The sequence below is a fragment of the Wylensekiella montiformis genome, assembly GCF_009697385.1.
Classification (GTDB): Bacteria; Bacillota; Negativicutes; order Selenomonadales; family Selenomonadaceae; genus Selenomonas_A; species Selenomonas_A montiformis.
In genome coordinates this window covers 156,476-173,231 of sequence record NZ_VUNL01000001.1, presented here as the reverse complement: position 1 = coordinate 173,231, position 16,756 = coordinate 156,476, and the positions used below count along the sequence as shown (strand labels likewise).

Sequence of the window (16,756 nt, the reverse complement as noted above, 5' to 3'; positions counted from 1 at the left end):
AGCGATAATATACAGCATCTATTGTAGCAAAATCCGCCTGCCTGTCAAATGTTGCGGTTTTGGAAAAAGGGGTTGACACGGCTGCGGTTTGGTGATATCATAATATCTGTTGATTGCGAAGGCAGTCAGTTCTTGACTCAGTAGCTCAGTTGGATTAGAGTATTTGACTACGAATCAAAGGGTCGGGGGTTCGAGTCCCTCCTGGGTCACCATATTGAATGATGAAGAGTTATAGCGTGTGCTGTAGCTCTTTTTTATTTTCCTTTTTTTACAAAATGGTGTATTGTTTCGTTTACATAAACGAAAGAAGGTAGTAAAATAGTCTCGGTTTTGGTAAGGGATTTTGCATGAGAGTATGTGAGGATTTATAGGAGAGGGATATGATGAGACGAATTTTTTCGTGCGTTGTACTGGTGATGATGGCTGGTCTGGCTTTGCTGTCTGCCGGATGCGGCGGGCAGGCTGAGCGCAGTACGCGCATTACCGTAGTCGGCTGGAATACGATGGCGGATAACTTTCGGGAGCAGGCGGAGGCTTTTGAGAGACAGCATCCGGACATCAAGGTGGATGTCCAGACGGTGGATTCCGATTACACGCGGATTATGCCGCGCCTGAGCGCGGGGACGGATCTGCCGGATGTCATGGTGTTTCAGAACAGGGACTTTCCGACCTTCCTGAATCAGAAGGCGGACGCGTTCCTGGACGTGACGAGCGACTTTAAAGGCAGTAAGGACCATTTTGTTCCGGCTTCCTGGGATGCCGTGACAAAAGACGGAAAGATTTACGGCGTGCCGACGGACATGGGGCCGGCGGCGCTTTTTTACCGGGCGGACCTCTTTGAAAAAGCGGGCATCGACGCAGACAAGATTGAGACATGGGATGACTTGATCGAGGCGGGAAAGAAATTGTCGGCCGCGACGAACGGGGAAACGGCCATGCTGGGAACGGCCGAGGATACGGATTTCTTTGATCAGCTGCTGAATCAGGCGGGCGGCCATTATACGTCACAGGATGATAAGACCATTGTCCTGAACTCGGCGGAAGGAAAGAAAGCGACGATGTTGATGCAGCGCATGGTGCAGGAGGGCACGCTGAAAAATGTTCAGAGCTGGGATGGCCGCCTGCTGGCGATGAAACGGGATCAGATTGCAGCCGTTCCCTATGGCGTATGGTTTGCGGGCACGATTTCATCCGAACTGCCGGAGCAGAAGGGCAAATGGAAGGTCATACCGCTGCCGGCCATGGATAAGGGCGGTGCCCGGGCGGCAAACTCGGGCGGTTCCGTCGCTGTAGTGGCGTCAAATTCCCGTCATAAGGAAGCTGCGGTTGCGTTCCTGAAATTCTGCGAAGATACGGAGGAAGGCGAGACGATCGCGCTGAAGCATGGGCTGTTCCCTGCGTATACGCCGATTTACAGCAGCGCGGAGTTCCAGAAGGAGAACGCATATTTCGGGACAGCGATTTATCCCTTATTTGCACAGATAGCGGCGGAGATTCAGCCGCTCCATCGCGGGCCGGTTTCACTGGAGAGCGGTAAAGCGACAAAAGAACTGATACAGCATGTTCTTTCCGGGGTCAATGTCGATCAGGCGCTGGCGGAAGCCGCGCAGGCTATTGCGCAGGCAACGGGATTGAAAGCGGAAAAGTAAGGGGGCGGTGACCGTGAATTTTGAGAAAATCCGTAATGCGCTGCCGCAGACAGCGGTCGTTGGCGCGCAGTCGATCCGGGCGAAGCTGCTGATGCTGGTTCTGCCGGTCGTAGCCATCGGTCTGGTGGTGCTGTCCGTGGTGATCTATCGCTATATGAGCGATGTTCTGGACCGGCAGATTCTGGAAAGCGCGATTGTGAGTACGCAGGACACCAGCGATGCCATCGGCACATGGATGAATGAACGCAAGCTGGAAACCCAGCAGGCTGCGTCTGCCTATTCGCAAAGCGGCGGAGACAGCGGCGCCGTCGTACAGGCCAATGTGCCGCGCTGGAAGCTGATGAAGGAGCAGTTTGCCCGTTCTTATGATTATGTAGGCTATGTACCGCTGGACGGGACGGCGACGCTCTGGCAGGAAGGCAAGAGCGGCGCGGGAAGCAGATCCATCCGGTCTGATGCGGCGTATGCAGACGTACTCAAGGGAGATAAGGATCAGCTGGTTACGAAGCCGGCTTTTAACGATGCGGGCAAGGTTTCCTTTGTTGTGGCGTCCGCGCTGAAAGCGCAGGATGGTCATCGTACCGGCATGGTTACGGCCGGGGTGCTGCTGGATGAGGTCGAGGAAAGGGCGGAGAATCTGCACTTCGGCGACAACGGATACAGCATTCTGGTGACTGGCGACGGCACCTATCTATACAGCCCGGACGCGGCGGATATTCTGCAGAAGAATATCGAAGATTCTTCCGATCCGGCGATGCAGGATCTTGGCCGCCGGATGCTCTCCGGCCGGGCGGACATGGTGCGGTTTACCCGCCAGACCGGAGAGAAAATGGTCGCGATATATTATCCGGTTCCGGGGACGGGCTGGAGCCTCGCAACGATTGCGTATGAAGACGAGCTGTTTGCTCCGGCGATGAATGCCCTGAAGATTATGGCGGGGATTTCGCTGCTCCTGCTGCTCCTGATTTCGCTGGGCATCGTTCTGGCGATCCATTATATCACGAAGCCGCTGAAAGGCATGATGGAAGAAATGCATCTTTTGGCCGGAGGCGATTTCAGCGAGCGTCCTTCCCAACGTCATTCGGAGGATGAGCTGGGAAGGCTGGCCGACGCCATGCAGTCGATGCGCGCGGCGGTGGCAAAGGTTATCGTCACGGTGCGGGATTCCGCGTCGAGTCTGGCGGCTTCGGTCGAGGAAATGAATGCGACAACCTCGCAGTCGGCGCAGGCTTCGAGCCAGATTGCCGAGTCCATTACCGAGGTTGCGGCCGGGGCGTCCGATCAGCTTGAGGCGGTCAATCGGACCACGGAAGCCATGGCGAAATTCAACGGAGATATCGAAGATATTACGCGCCTGACGCATCATGCAGCCGACAAGGGGCATGAGGCATCGGATGTTGCACAGGCCGGCGGCGAGAAACTTTGGCAGGCCATCGAACAGATCAAGCGCATCGCGGAGTCTTCGGAGGAGTCTACGCGGAAGGTTACAGAGCTTGGCAAGCGTTCAGATGAGATCGGCAACATTGTCGGAACGATTTCCGATATTGCCGACCAGACCAATCTGCTGGCGCTCAATGCGGCTATCGAGGCCGCCCGTGCCGGAGAGGCCGGACGCGGGTTTGCCGTTGTGGCGGATGAAGTGCGCAAGCTGGCGGAGTCCAGTCAGGAATCCGCCAGCCGGATTGCCGATCTCATTGCCGTGATTCAGAAGGATACGCAGACCGTGGTGGAGGGAATCCGTCATGGCGGCGAAACGGTTAAAGCCGGCACGGAGACCATTTTGTCTACGGGCGAATCCTTTGAAAGCATTGTAACGATCGTTGAAGAAGTCTCGGCGCAGCTCGACGGTATCAATCAGGCCGTCCGCCGTGTATCGGAGAGCGGGCAGACGATTGATGAAAACGTCCGCACGATGGAAAAATCCAGCCAGCAGACCGCGCAGCAGGCGGAAAATGTATCGGCTACGACGGAGGAGCAGACGGCCGCCGTCCATGAACTTGCCGATGCCAGCCAGACGCTGGCGAAGATGGCGGAAGAGCTGCAGGAAAATGTCCGGCAGTTCCGGTTATAAGAGGATAAGGATATATCTGCAGCTTCCGCTCCACAAGAGAAGCTGCGGGATATTTTGTCCGATGCTGAAGGCGTTGGATCTGTTTGACTGGATTCCGAGGGGGTAAAAACCATCTCGGAATGAGTCTCACTTTTTCATAAAGAGGTTAAGGTTTCAGGGATTTAGGAGGAGAAAAATGAATAAGAAAGCAATGACTGCTGCTGTACTGGCCGCATTGTCTGTGCCGGCTGCTACGGGCTATGCAGCGCAGAATCCGTTCAAGGATCTGCCGGAGGGCCATTGGGCCTATGACGCAGTGACCATGCTGGCGCGCGACGGCGTTATCGAAGGTTATGGAGACGGGACGTTCCGCGGCGACCGCGGGCTGAACCGCTATGAAATGGCGGAACTGGTCAGCAAGGCGATGGAAAAGTATGCGACGGCCCGCCCGGCTGACCGCGGAGCGATCAAAAAGCTCAAGCGTGAGTTTGCCAGCGAGCTCAGCGACATCGACGATCGCCTGACCGCTGTCGAAAGCGATGTCAAGGACCTCAAGAAGACCCAGCCCAGTTTCAAATGGTTCGGCGATGCGCGAGCTCGTTACTATCAAAACAAGAAAAGCGATGCGGTTAAGGGATATCGATATGGCGCGGATTCCGAGTATAATCAATATAAAACCAGAGGGCAGAGCGAAATCCGTCTCCGGCTTGGCTTTTATGGTGAGCCGACGGAACATCTCTCGGTGACAGGCCAGCTGAAAGCAGAATCTTCGAATATTGCGCGCCGTGATTACGATAATGGACAGAAATGGAACCACTTCAACGGTTACGATAACGATAACAATTCTTGGAATAAACTTGGCGTCAACCGGCTTCAGCTGGACTGGCATGCAAAGAATCAAGTTACTGTTTCCGTGGGACGCAATGAGCTGAAACTCGGACAAGGGCTGATTTACTGGGAAAACCCCCTCGACAGCGTACTGGTGCGCAAAGACTTTGGCAATAAGGCGAGTATTCTCATCGGTGCGGGAGATACAAGCCCCTCTACAGGAGCAGACAATCGCAGTCATTCGGGCTATGCGCAGCTTGCGGATCTTAGTCTGAAGGTCAGTCCGGCAGTTACCTTTACCGCGACGTACTTCCATTCCAATTCCGATGATACGGAGTCGTATGCGATGTACAGCGGAGCTGCCACGTGGGATGGTGGTGCGCACTGGTGGAAAGATAAATATTACGCATCGAGGATACAGCGGAATTTCCGGCAGTTTGCCTATGGAGTCCATGCACAGATGAGTCCGAAATGGAGTCTGACAGCGGAAGGCATTCACAACAGCGCGCAGGTTCATCCGGCAATTGATGGTGATTATGATCCTTCCGCTACTTATGAACATGGAGAAACGGAGCCAAACAAGGGACGCAATGGTTTTTGGACGCGTCTTTCCTATGGGAAAATGGACTGGCATAAGGCCAATACCTGGCAGGTTTATGGCGAATACATGGCCTTGGGCGGTCTGGCCGTCGATTCGAGCGCATGGACGCATCATTTGAACGTTGCCGGCGGTAACGGTTATGGCGGCGCCGGTGTGCGGGGATGGGGCCTTGGCGTAAATTATATGCTGGCTTCTAACGTCAATTTTGAGGGCGTATTCTATAAATTGAAACCGTATGATAGCAATCAGGCCGGTTTTTCGGATTATAAGGATACTGCTTTCGGAGCAATTTCGTACAGCTTCTGAGCTTGATGAGGTGAAATGACATGAGAAAAACGATATGGAAATCCATGATTCTTTCCACTTTGGCCGTTGGTTCATTCGCTTTTCCTGTTCCTGCTTCAGCGGCGGTGCAGGTTAACCCGGTTCCGGGGCTGCGTCAGGATTTCATCAAGGGCGCGGATGTCTCGATGCTGCCGGAGATGGAGAAAAACGGAGCTGTGTTTTATGATGTGGACGGCACGAAGATGGATGAGCTTCAGATCATGAAGAATCATGGCGTCAACTGGATCCGTGTGCGAATCTGGAACGATCCGAAGTACGGCGTCCTTGGCGGCGGCGGATATACGGATGAACAGCGGGCGCTGGAACTTGCCAAGCGGGCCAAGGCGATCGGGCTCAAGGTGCTGGTGGACCTTCATTACAGTGACGGCTGGGCTGACCCGGGCCAGCAGTACACGCCGCATGCCTGGAAAAACGATAGTCCGCAAAAGCTGGAACAGGATGTGTATGACTTCACCAGGAAGATTGTGCAGGATTTTCGGCAGCAGGGAACGCTGCCGGATATGATGCAGATCGGCAACGAGGTAAAGAACGGCATGCTCTGGCCCGTCGGCAAGCTGCCGGCCAAGGACGGCGGCAAGGCGTTTTTCCGGCTGATGGCCAGCGGCCTGAAAGCGGTCCGCGATCTCGATCCGGATCATAAGATCAAGTTGATGATTCATTTGCCGGATGGCGGGGACAATGACGTTTATCGGAAATTCTTTGATATGCTTGTCAAGGATAACGGCGTCAATGACTTTGACGTGATCGGTTTTTCCTATTATCCGTTCTGGCATGGTTCTCTGCAGGATCTGCAAAAGAATCTCGATGATGTGAGCGCCCGTTATGGCAAAGAGGTCGTCGTGGCGGAGACCGCTTACGGCTTTACGACGGACAACTACGATCAGGAGAAGAATCACTATGGTCCGGCGGAAGCGCGCCGTTCCGGCTTTACCGCTACCGTGCAGGGGCAGGCGTCCGGGCTTCGCGGCGTCATGTCGGATCTTGCCGCCGTACCGGACGGCCGTGGTCTGGGACTCTTTTATTGGGAGCCGGACTGGTATGCTGTGCCGGGAGCCGGCTGGAAAGCAGGGTCCGGCAACAACTGGGAGAATCTCTCGATGTTCGATCAGAACGGCAAGGCGCTGGATTCCTGGGATGTGTTCCGGGATGTTTCGGATGAAACAGCGCCCGTTGTGCCGGTTACGGTGACGGAGATGGATGAGCCGGAGGCAGAGGGCAGTACGGGAATCCCTGTTAAGCTGCCTCAAAGCGTTTTGGTCACATTCTCTGATGAACATCAGGAGATGCTGCCGATTGTATGGAAGGATTCTGCGCCGGTCTATGATAAAGACGGCGATTATTCCGTCAGCGGCTCCGTTGAGAAGATTGATGCGCCGATTTCCTGCGATGTGACGATCAAGCCGAAGGCCAATCTTTTGCAGAACGGCGATTTTGAATCCTTGTCGTTGGACGGATGGACGGTTACGGGGGATAAATGGACGGCACAGCCGACCAGCGGCAAAGGCGACGCCAAGGGCGAAGGTTCTTTGCATTACTGGGGCGGCACGCCGTATCAGTTTACGATGAGTCAGGAGGTCATGGGACTGACGCCGGGGAAATACACGGTGCAGGTCAGTGCGCAGGGCAAGGAAGATTCCTCGAAGTTCTGTCTGTTCCTTATCGGTGACAATGGCGAGAAAAAGACCGCGGAGATTTCTACTACGGGATGGAACCAATGGCGCACGGTTAAGATCGCGGATGTCGAAATCAAAAACGGCAAAGCGGTCGTCGGCGTCGATATGAAGGGAGCTCCTGATAAATGGGGCTCGGTAGATAATTTTAAACTATACCGGCAGGAGGACAGCAAAGCAGCGAAATAATGCCGCCTGCTTTCCCGCCAGAAAGGCCGTACCGTCAGAATGGATTTGCTGACGGGACGGCCTTTTGCTGTTTAAAAATATGAATATAATTCATTTTTATCTTTTCAGCCGGCTGTTTTTCCGATATAATAAGTAGAGAGTCAACGGCCGGAGACGGATATGCGTCCGGCATAGCAGTTAGGGGCGATAATATGGAGGAAAAAATGGGCCGCCGGGAGCGGAAAAAGCTGCAGTCCCGCAAGGCGATTCTTGACGCGGCGGTAGAGCAGTTCAGCCGCAAGGGATTCAAGGATACTTCGGTCGCCGATATCATGCATGAAGCGGATTTAGGTATCGGTACGTTTTACAATTATTTTCAATCCAAAGAGGAGATTTTGTTTTGCCTGCTACACCGCATGGCACAGGAAGTGGAGCAGGTGCTGGATGATCTGCGCGCCGCGCATCGCCCGGCCTGTGAGCTGCTGGCGGCCGGATGCCGGATTACGGCACGCTTCCTCGATGAGAACCGTTATGTCCTTCCTCTGTTCCTTTCGGCTGCGGACCGTTCGGGGATGCCGGGAGGCTTCGCGTCTGGAGAAGGAGGAGGCACAGCGCCGGGATTCAAGTCTATTTTTGAAATCATTCTGTATGAAGGACAGTCTGCAGGGGAGTTTCGCCGGGATGTCCCGCCGGAATTGATTGCGGAGATGTTCCATTCGGTGTATCAGGCAGCGGCCCTCAGCCATCTGGATATTCCGTTTCAGGAGAATGTGGCCATGAAGACGAAGCTGCTGTTGGATGGAATTTGCGTACGGAAAGAGGGAGAGTAAGCCGCCGACAAGATGAGCAGGCGTATCAGGAACAGGAGAGTAGTAATCGATTATGATCAGTGTAACGAAGCTTTTATTTGCCAGAGAATATTTCGGCGATAGTCTGCGCTATACAAAAAATGCGCATGCCATGCGCAACGGTGCGGCAGAGGGCGTCGGCCCTGTCGTCGTATGGAATTCGACGAAGACTTGCAATCTCAGGTGCATGCACTGCTATATGCAGTCGGATGCCCGGAAGTATCAGGATGAATTGTCAACGGAAGAAGCAAAGCGGTTTATTGACGATCTGGCGGATTTTCATGTGCCGGTTTTGCTTTTTTCCGGCGGAGAGCCGCTGATCCGTCCGGATTTTTTTGAGCTTGCGGCTTATGCGCAGGAAAAGGGCGTGCGCCCGACGCTGTCGACGAACGGCACGCTGATTACGCGCGATGTCGCGCAGAAGATCAAGGATATTGGCGTGGGCTATGTCGGCATTTCGCTTGACGGTCTGCGGGATGTCAATGATAAATTCCGCGGGGTGGACGGCGCTTATGAGAAGGCCATGCAGGGCATTAAGAATTGTGTGGCCGTCGGCCAGCGCGTCGGCCTGCGTTTTACCATCAATCATCATAACATTCAGGAGCTTGACCGGATTTTCGATTTTATCGAGGAAGAGGGCATTAACCGGGTTTGCTTCTACCATCTCGTTTATTCGGGGCGCGGCGAACAGATGATGGATCAGGATGTCACGCCGGAGGAGTCGCGCCGGGCGATGGACACGATCATTCGCCGGACGAAAGATTTCGAAGAGCGCGGGTTGAAAAAGGAGATTCTGACGGTCGATAACCACTGCGACGGCCCGTATATGTATCTTAAGGCGCTGGAAGCCGGAGATAGGGAGACGGCCGCGCAGATCAAAAAATACATTTCGATGAACGGGGGGAACCGTTCGGGCATTGCCTTCGGCGAGGTCGATCCGCAGGGGTACGTGCATCCCGATCAGTTTACCCAGCATCATACGTTCGGCAATGTGCGCGAGCGGAAATTCGGCGACATTTGGCAGGATACCTCAAATCCCATTATGGCTGGGCTTAAGGATCGCAAGCCGCTCCTCAAAGGACGCTGCGCAGCGTGCAAGTGGCTGGAAAACTGCAACGGGAATTTCCGCACGCGGGCAGAGGCGCGCACGGGGGATTTCTGGGCATCGGATCCGAGCTGCTATCTGACGGATGAAGAAATCGGCGTGACGGAGGAACAGGTATGAAAATCATTTCCTGGAATACGACAAATGCCTGCAATATGTACTGCGCTCACTGCTATCGTGATGCAGGCTGCAGGGCTGAGGAAGAACTGAATACGGAAGAGGCAAAGAAGCTGCTGAGCGAAATCGCGAAAGCAGGATTTAAAATCATGATCTTTTCGGGCGGCGAGCCCCTGATGCGCCCGGATATTCTCGAGCTGGTCCGGTACGCGGCGGATCTGCATATGATTCCGGTATTCGGCACGAACGGCACGCTGATTACGCTGGATATGGCAAAGAAGCTCAAGGAAGCCGGTGCGCGAGCCATGGGGATTTCCCTTGATTCGCTGGATCCGGCGAAGCATGATACCTTTCGCAGCTTTCCGGGCGGATGGGAAGGCGCGGTGCAGGGCATGAAGAACTGCGCCGCCGTCGGTCTGCCGTTTCAGATTCATACGACCGTTATGGACTGGAATCAGGAGGAGCTGGAAGCCATGACGGATTTTGCCGTGGAGATCGGCGCCAAGGCGCATCATTTCTTTTTCCTCGTTCCGACCGGCAGAGCGCAGACCATCGAGGAGGAGTCGCTGCGTGCCGAGCAATATGAAGACGTGCTGACGCGTATCATGAAGAAGCAGCAGGAGGTGGACATTGAACTCAAGCCGACCTGTGCGCCGCAGTTCCTTCGCATCGCAGATCAGCTGGGGTATAAGACGCGGTTTCACCGCGGCTGTCTGGCCGGGCTTTCTTACTGCATCATCAGCCCGCGCGGCAAGGTTCAGCCCTGCGCTTATCTCAATATGGAACTCGGGGATGTGCGGCAGACGCCATTTGATGAGATTTGGGAGAAAAATGAAGTGCTTCAAACGCTTCGCACGCTGGAATACAGCGGCGGCTGCGGTGCGTGCCGCTACAAGATGGCCTGCGGCGGCTGCCGCGCGCGTGCGGCCTGCTATCATGGCGGCGATTATATGAGCGAAGAACCATGGTGCCTTTACCATGGACGGCGCGGGGAATGAGTCAGCGGATGTGTTTCCGCTGTTTCTGATATTCCGTTGGAGACAGCCCAAGGTATTTTCGGAAAGCCTGGACGAAGTTTTTGTAGTCGCCGAAGCCGGTCTGTTCAGCGATTTCGTAAACGCGCCAGCGTCCCTCATGGAGCAGGCCAAGAGCGCTCTGCAGGCGGCAGCGTGTTATGAGTCCGGAGAATGTGTGGCCGGTTTCCTCTTTCAGCTTGCGGGAGAGGTAGCTGGCGGAGACGCCTTCCTGCATCGCAAGTTCTTCGACGCTGATCGGCTTTTGATAATTCTGTGCGATGCAGGCGAGTACAGAGCGCACATAGGGATTGGACGGATGAAGCTCCTGCCAGTCGATAAGCAGCGGGACTGTATCTTCGGATGCGGTTCCGCTGCGTTTTTCTTTTTCCGCGCTGATGCCGGCGAGAACTTTGGCGAGTTCGGCTTCATCCACAGGTTTAAGCAGGTAGTCTGCAGCGCCAAGCCGGATGGCCTGCTGTGCATAGGTGAAGTCCGCGTAGCTGGTGAGGAAGATGATGCGGGGAGAAGAGCCGGATTCGTGCAGGATGCGGGCAAGCTCAAGGCCCGAGAGCCGCGGCATGCGGATATCCGTGATCACGACATCCGCATGAATGCGCCGGATGAGGGAAAGCGCTTCTTTTCCGTCTGCTGCTTCGCCGACGATTTCGGCGTTGTAGTCTGACCAGGGAAGTGTGCGTACAAGCCCCTGACGAATGATTTCTTCATCTTCAGCAATGATGATTTTGAGCATGAATGCGTTCCTCGCTTTCTTCCTGAAATGGCAGGTGCAGTGTGACACAGAAGCCGCCCGCAGGCGGGGCTTCGATGGACATACCGGCTTTTTTTCCGTAAAGCAGCCGCAGGCGGCGGGCGATGTTGCATAGTCCGGTATGGGCGGAACTGTCGTCCCCGCTTTGCAGCATCGTCCGGATCTCTTCCAGCTGCTCTCCACTCATGCCGCATCCGGCATCCTTTACGATGACGGTCAGTCTGTTCGGTCCGTCCGGGCGGATAGTCAGGGATACGGTGAGCGTTCCGTCGGCTGATTCGCCATAGTGAATGGCATTTTCAAGCAAAGGCTGGAACAGCAGACGTGGTATGAGTGCATGGCTCAGCTCATCGGCTATCTGTTCCTGATAGCGGAGGCGCTGTCCGAAACGATACGTTTGGATTTCCAGATAATGATGGGTATAGGTAAGATCTTCCGCGAGGGGGACGAGGCGCGAGGTTCCCCGGATGCTGTAGCGGAGCAAGCCGGATAGTGCGAGGAGCATCCGCGAGGCAGCTTGCGGGTCAAGACAGACCATGTAGCGGATGTTTTCCAGTGTGTTGAACAGAAAGTGCGGCTGAAACTGGCTTTCCAGCCGGCGAATTTCTGCCATCGCGGTGGCACGCTGCTCTTCTTCTTTTACGGCATGGGCCCGCGCGAGGCTTTCCTGACGGACGCTGTGGTAAAGGACGGGCAGCAGCAGGAGAAGCAGCGAGGCGAGGATCAGGGCGCCGAGCCGGTAGCGGCCGATCAGGTCTGTGACCGGCAGGATGCTGTACAGCGTCCATGGGACTTCCTGCAGGGCTTCCTCTGTGACAAAATAGAGGCCTTTTCCATAGGATACCGTCTGACGGTTTGCGGAGGCGATATCGGCAGATAGTTTTTCTGTCTGCGGATGGCCTGCCGCGGGATGATAGGAGGAACCGGTAGCCAGAGGGGTGCCTCCGTAGCTATCCGTCAGCACAAAATCGAGATAGGGTGAGCGGATGGAGCGCTGCAGGGATTCCTGGGGAATCAGGAAGAGAAAATAGCCATTGCCGTGCGGCAGGGACCGTCCGATGACGAGATCCTGCGAGGAGGACTCATCGGCCGCTCTTCGCAAAAATTCGGCATGCACAGTCTCCGGATGTGCTTCGAAGCGTGCGAGGACGCCCCATCCCTCCGGTACGTCGGTCAATGCCGGCGGGAGCGCCTTTTCGCTGCCGAGAACGAGCTGTTTTTTCCTGTCGAGCAGAAAAAATTGCGTGCCGCGCTTGTCGATATTGACTTCATGATAGAGGTACTGAAAGACGGCTGCGCGGGCCGAGGCATTCGTGCGCAGTATGTCCGGGTCATAGTTCTGGCTGGCTGCAAGGTCTGCGCGGGCAGAATAGTCGGCAATTGTTTCGTCGAGCACTTCGGCGGCGAGATGGCGCACCTCATCGCTGCGCATGACGACATAGTAGCTCCAGCTTGCACCAACCAGAGCAAAGAAGAGTGCAACGAGCAAGAGCACAGGTCCGAATGTATAGCGAAGCAATGTGCGCTTTACGTCGCGCTGAAACGTCTGGTCTGATGGAGTCAAAAAGGTCCGTCCTTTCTTTGCTTTCTTCTGAATCTTATTTATTATATCATGATTCTGTCTGCCGGGACAGAAAGAACGGCTGCAAGAGACGGGATTTGCCGCTTGCAGCCGTTTGAAACAATCGGATTGGATTTATTGTATCATTGTACGCTGGTGAAGATGTCCTTAAACTTGTCGAGCCAGGATTTCTTGTTCTGGTTGACGACGGTTTCATCATCCGTGATGATATGGATCTGAGACTTTTCCAGCAGACCGTTTGGCGCAGGGACGTCATCGCGGACACTGCGGCGATGCAGCTTCTGCGTGATGAGGGTTTGTGCCTCTTTGCTGGTGATGAAGTCGATGAACTTCTTGGCGTTTTCCATGTGCTTGGCGTTTTTGATGATGTAAATGCCGTCCGGCTTGGAAATGACGCCTTCCTTCATATAGATGAGCTTGACCGGGGCGCCGTCTGCGACGTATTTTGCGCCGCCTTCTTCGAAGGTGCAGCCAACGGCATATTCGCCGTCCGCTACGCCTTTATAGACAGCGGAGGAGCCGGAGAGGAGCTTGCCGTCGAGATTCTTGCAGAATTTCGTCACATAATCCCAGCCGTTGTCCGGGTTCCCGTTGCCCATAGCATAGAGCATATTGATGAGATGCTCGTAGGCGGAAGAGGACTTGGAGGGATCGGCCATGGCAATTTTTCCCTTGAGAGCCGGGTTCAGCAGATCTTCGTAGCCTTCTACTTTGATGTCTCCGATGAGATCCGTGTTGACCATGATGACGCTGGGAATGTCCGTGAAGCGCGTCATGGAACCCTCGGTGTTTTTGAATGCCGCCTGAACATGGTCTTCATTGGCGGAGGTATACGGTTCAAAGAGGTTGGCTTTTGGTTTCATCGTGGAAAGCGATCCGCCCCAGAAGATATCGCCAAGCGGATTGGCTTTTTCCGACTCGACGCGTTTCAAAAGCTCGCCGGAACCTGCGGCGACCACTTCGACTTTTATACCGCTTTGTTTTTCAAACTCTTCGACGAGCGGATTGATAAAGGAAAGCGGATGCGGGCAATAGATGACAAGCTTGTTTTCATCACTGCCGCCGGATGTGTTTTTTTGTCCGCTTCCGCCGCCGCATCCTGTGAAGCAGGCTGTCAGCATGGCAGCGCTGAGTGCGGTGGCCAGAATTTTTTTCCATTGCATGAGAATTCCTCCTTTTTTTCATAGAGCGTGGATTAAAGGGTTACATCACGGCGTCCGGATATTTTAAAGAAGAGCACCATGGCCGTGATGGTCGTGAGCGTCAGGATGGTTGACAGCGCAGCGGCTGTGCCGTAGCTGGCGCGGATGACCTCCGTATAGATCGCGACCGACATGGTCTTTGTCGCGCCGGTAAACAAAATGATGGAGCTGGAGAGCTCATTGATGGCCGTGATCCAGGATATGATCGCTCCGCTCATGACGCCGGGAAGCATCATGACCGCGGTAATCTTAAAGAACGTCCGCAGCGGCGATGCGCCGAGACTGATCGAAGCCTCTTCCATGCTCGGACTGAGCTGATAGAGAATCGCCGAGCTGGATCGCAGCGTGTAGGGAAGGCGGCGGATCACGAGGGAAATGATGATGATGATCGCCGTGCCCGAGAGGAGGAGCGGCTCTTCATTGAAGGCGAGCAGCAGCGTGATGCCGAGTACGGAGCCCGGAATGATATAGGGGAACATCGAAAGGGTATCGATGATTTCCGTGAGCCAGCTTTTTTTTCGCGTCGTGAGGTAAGCGATCGTCATGCCGAGGAAGATAATGATGAGCATAGCCGTTGTACTGAACAGGTAGGTATTCGATATGGCCGTGCCGAGACTTTCGAAAATCGTGCGGTAGCTGTCGAGCGAGTAGCCGTCTACGAAAATCGATCCACTGGTATTCAGGAAGGATGTGTAGATGACGACGAGCTGCGGGATCATGGAAAGCGCAACGAGAAAGTAGATGGACGCGTGCAGAATCACGTTTTTGACGCCGTGCATGGCTCCCGTCTGCATGGGTCGCAGCGAACTCATGGTAAACGATTTGCGGTTGACGACATATTTTTGCAGCATAAAGATCGTCGAGGTGATGAGAACCATGATGGCGGCCATTGCCGCGGCGAAGTTCGCCTGATCGCCGACTTCATTGATGAACTCTGAATAGATCATGACCGGCATGACGTTGAATCCTTCGCCGATGAGCATCGGTGTGCCGAAATCCGCCATCGCATTCATGAATACCATGAGCGCGCCGGCGAGCAGAGTCGGCAGGATAAGCGGCAGGATGACGGTCACGACCTTTCGCATGCCGCTGCAGCCGAGCGATTCTGCCGCTTCGATAAGCGCCGAGTCAATGTTTTTCATCGCGCCAGCGACATAGAGGTAGATGAACGGATAAAGCTTCAGCGTCAGCACGAGCAGAATGCCTGCAAAGCCGTAAATCGAGGGGAAATCGATGCCGTACTGGGCCAGAAACCGCGTGATGTAGCCGTTTCGTCCGCCGATGAGAATCCAGGAATACGCGCCGATGAACGGCGGCGAGAGCAGCGAGATCACAATGCAGATTTCGACGATGCTCCGTCCGTGTATACGGTACAGCGTCATAAAATAGGCGAGAGCCGTTCCGATGATACAGGCGAGAAGGGTCACGCAGGTCGTGACCGAGAAGCTGTTGATCATCGATTGATAATAATATTTCCGCTCGAAGAAATGAGCGAAATTTGCCATGCTCCAGGAGCCGGTGGTCGGATCCTGAAACGCGCTGAGAAACAGGGAAAAGAGCGGGTAAATGAGAAAGAGCGCAAAGACCGCGATGGAGAGAAGAGTGATACCGCTCCAAAAATCCCAGCGGAATCTTGTTTTATTCATTGCGCACCACACCTTCCATGAGACTATGGCTGCCATCAGCCGAGAAGACATTGATCTTGGCCGGATTGGGGCGGAGCGTCACGGTATCTCCCACGGAAAGAATCTGCTCGGCATGGCCGAGATCCTGACTGTATTCGATGGCGGCCTGTCCCTCCACGAGCATTTCTGAGGGGAAGGTCAAACCGTAGTTGATATACTTTCCAAGGAAGACCTGACTATGCACCTGACAGGTTATTCCCTGACCTGCCGGCTGGATCGAGAATTCTTCCGGACGGACGGCGATGATGACTTCCTGTCCGTCTGCTGCTTCGGATGACAGCCCCTGCATCGGGAGCGTCCATCCGTCGTTGAAAACCACGGCGGCGCTGCTGCCTGTGCGGGTGATCCGGCCGCGGAAGAGATTGGAGTGGCCGATGAATGTCGCGACAAAGACGTTGTACGGGCGTGTGTAGATGGTATGCGGCCGGGCGGTCTGCTGGATTTCGCCTTTTTTCATGACGGCGATGCGGTCGGAGATAGAAAGCGCTTCTTCCTGATCGTGGGTGACATAAATCGTCGTGATGCCGACTTGTTTCTGCACTTCGCGTATCGCCGAGCGCATTTCGATGCGCAGTTTCGCGTCGAGATTCGAAAGCGGTTCGTCCATGAGCAGTACGCTCGGATGGATGACAATGGCCCGTGCGAGCGCCACGCGCTGCTGCTGGCCGCCGGAAAGGCGTTCCGGCAGCCGGTCCTGATATTCGGTGATTTGGACGACATCGAGAATGCGGTCGGTTTTTTTCTTCATCTCATCGCGCGGGATCTTGCGCAGCTTCAGGCCGTATTCGACGTTTTCGCGTACGGTGAGATGCGGGAAGATGGCATAGCTCTGAAAGACCATGCCGATATTACGCCGATGCGCAGGCAGATCGTTGATGCACTGGTCATTAAATCGGATCTCGCCGCTTTCTATGCTGTTGAAGCCGGCGATCATGCGCAGCAGCGTCGTCTTGCCGCAGCCGGATGGTCCGAGCAGGGTGAAAAATTCTCCATTGTGTACTTCTTCCGTCAGACCGGGGATGATGGTCAGATTGCCGTAGCGCTTGATTACGTTGTCGATATGGATGGCAACACTCATATACGGCACCTCCTTTTTTTGTATTGATGTTTCTCTTTTGTTG

Annotated in this window: 12 protein-coding genes and 1 tRNA gene; 8 read left to right on the top strand and 5 right to left on the bottom strand. The window is 54.7% G+C overall.

Going from position 1 to position 16,756, the window contains the following annotated elements; all coding sequences use genetic code 11:
• Positions 1-134 precede the first annotated feature (134 nt).
• The 8 genes from FYJ78_RS00870 (at position 135) to nirJ2 (ending at position 10,379) form a co-directional block, all read left to right on the top strand.
• Positions 135-212: transfer RNA gene (locus FYJ78_RS00870), tRNA-Arg, on the top strand.
• Positions 213-383: 171 nt separating this feature from the next.
• Complete coding sequence (locus tag FYJ78_RS00865; protein ID WP_195847818.1) at positions 384-1,649, top strand: ABC transporter substrate-binding protein; 1,266 nt, start codon at positions 384-386, stop codon at positions 1,647-1,649.
• A 13-nt stretch (positions 1,650-1,662) separates the two neighbouring features.
• Complete coding sequence (locus FYJ78_RS00860) at positions 1,663-3,720, top strand: methyl-accepting chemotaxis protein (protein WP_154619510.1); 2,058 nt, start codon at positions 1,663-1,665, stop codon at positions 3,718-3,720.
• A 175-nt stretch (positions 3,721-3,895) separates the two neighbouring features.
• The gene (locus FYJ78_RS00855; RefSeq protein WP_154619509.1) at positions 3,896-5,434 is read left to right on the top strand and encodes an S-layer homology domain-containing protein; all 1,539 of its coding nucleotides are present in this window, start codon (positions 3,896-3,898) and stop codon (positions 5,432-5,434) included.
• A 20-nt stretch (positions 5,435-5,454) separates the two neighbouring features.
• A complete protein-coding gene (locus FYJ78_RS00850; protein WP_154619508.1) occupies positions 5,455-7,332 on the top strand; it encodes a glycosyl hydrolase 53 family protein in 1,878 nt (625 codons plus the stop codon).
• Between the two features lie 191 nt (positions 7,333-7,523).
• Positions 7,524-8,141 (top strand): TetR/AcrR family transcriptional regulator, encoded by a 618-nt coding sequence (locus tag FYJ78_RS00845; RefSeq protein WP_154619507.1) that lies wholly within the window; start codon positions 7,524-7,526, stop codon positions 8,139-8,141.
• A 52-nt stretch (positions 8,142-8,193) separates the two neighbouring features.
• Positions 8,194-9,384, top strand: a complete 1,191-nt coding sequence (nirJ1, locus tag FYJ78_RS00840) for a putative heme d1 biosynthesis radical SAM protein NirJ1 (RefSeq protein ID WP_154619506.1) — start codon at positions 8,194-8,196, stop codon at positions 9,382-9,384.
• Entirely contained in the window at positions 9,381-10,379 is a 999-nt protein-coding gene (gene nirJ2 / locus FYJ78_RS00835; RefSeq protein WP_154619505.1) for a putative heme d1 biosynthesis radical SAM protein NirJ2, read from the top strand. The genes nirJ1 and nirJ2 overlap by 4 nt, the downstream gene beginning before the upstream one ends.
• 1 nt (position 10,380) lies before the next feature.
• On the opposite strand, the gene FYJ78_RS00830 is transcribed toward nirJ2, so the two are convergent.
• The 5 genes from FYJ78_RS00830 to FYJ78_RS00810 form a co-directional block, all read right to left on the bottom strand.
• Complete coding sequence (locus FYJ78_RS00830; protein ID WP_154619504.1) at positions 10,381-11,148, bottom strand: response regulator transcription factor; 768 nt, start codon at positions 11,146-11,148, stop codon at positions 10,381-10,383.
• Positions 11,126-12,730: a sensor histidine kinase gene (locus FYJ78_RS00825; protein ID WP_154619503.1), complete on the bottom strand. Its 1,605-nt coding sequence runs from the start codon at positions 12,728-12,730 to the stop codon at positions 11,126-11,128. Before FYJ78_RS00825 ends, FYJ78_RS00830 begins: the two co-directional genes overlap by 23 nt.
• Before the next feature lie 140 nt (positions 12,731-12,870).
• Positions 12,871-13,911: an ABC transporter substrate-binding protein gene (locus tag FYJ78_RS00820; protein WP_154619502.1), complete on the bottom strand. Its 1,041-nt coding sequence runs from the start codon at positions 13,909-13,911 to the stop codon at positions 12,871-12,873.
• A 32-nt stretch (positions 13,912-13,943) separates the two neighbouring features.
• Positions 13,944-15,596: an ABC transporter permease gene (locus FYJ78_RS00815; protein WP_154619501.1), complete on the bottom strand. Its 1,653-nt coding sequence runs from the start codon at positions 15,594-15,596 to the stop codon at positions 13,944-13,946.
• The gene (locus tag FYJ78_RS00810; RefSeq protein WP_154619500.1) at positions 15,589-16,713 is read right to left on the bottom strand and encodes an ABC transporter ATP-binding protein; all 1,125 of its coding nucleotides are present in this window, start codon (positions 16,711-16,713) and stop codon (positions 15,589-15,591) included. Before FYJ78_RS00810 ends, FYJ78_RS00815 begins: the two co-directional genes overlap by 8 nt.
• Positions 16,714-16,756: the final 43 nt, after the last annotated feature.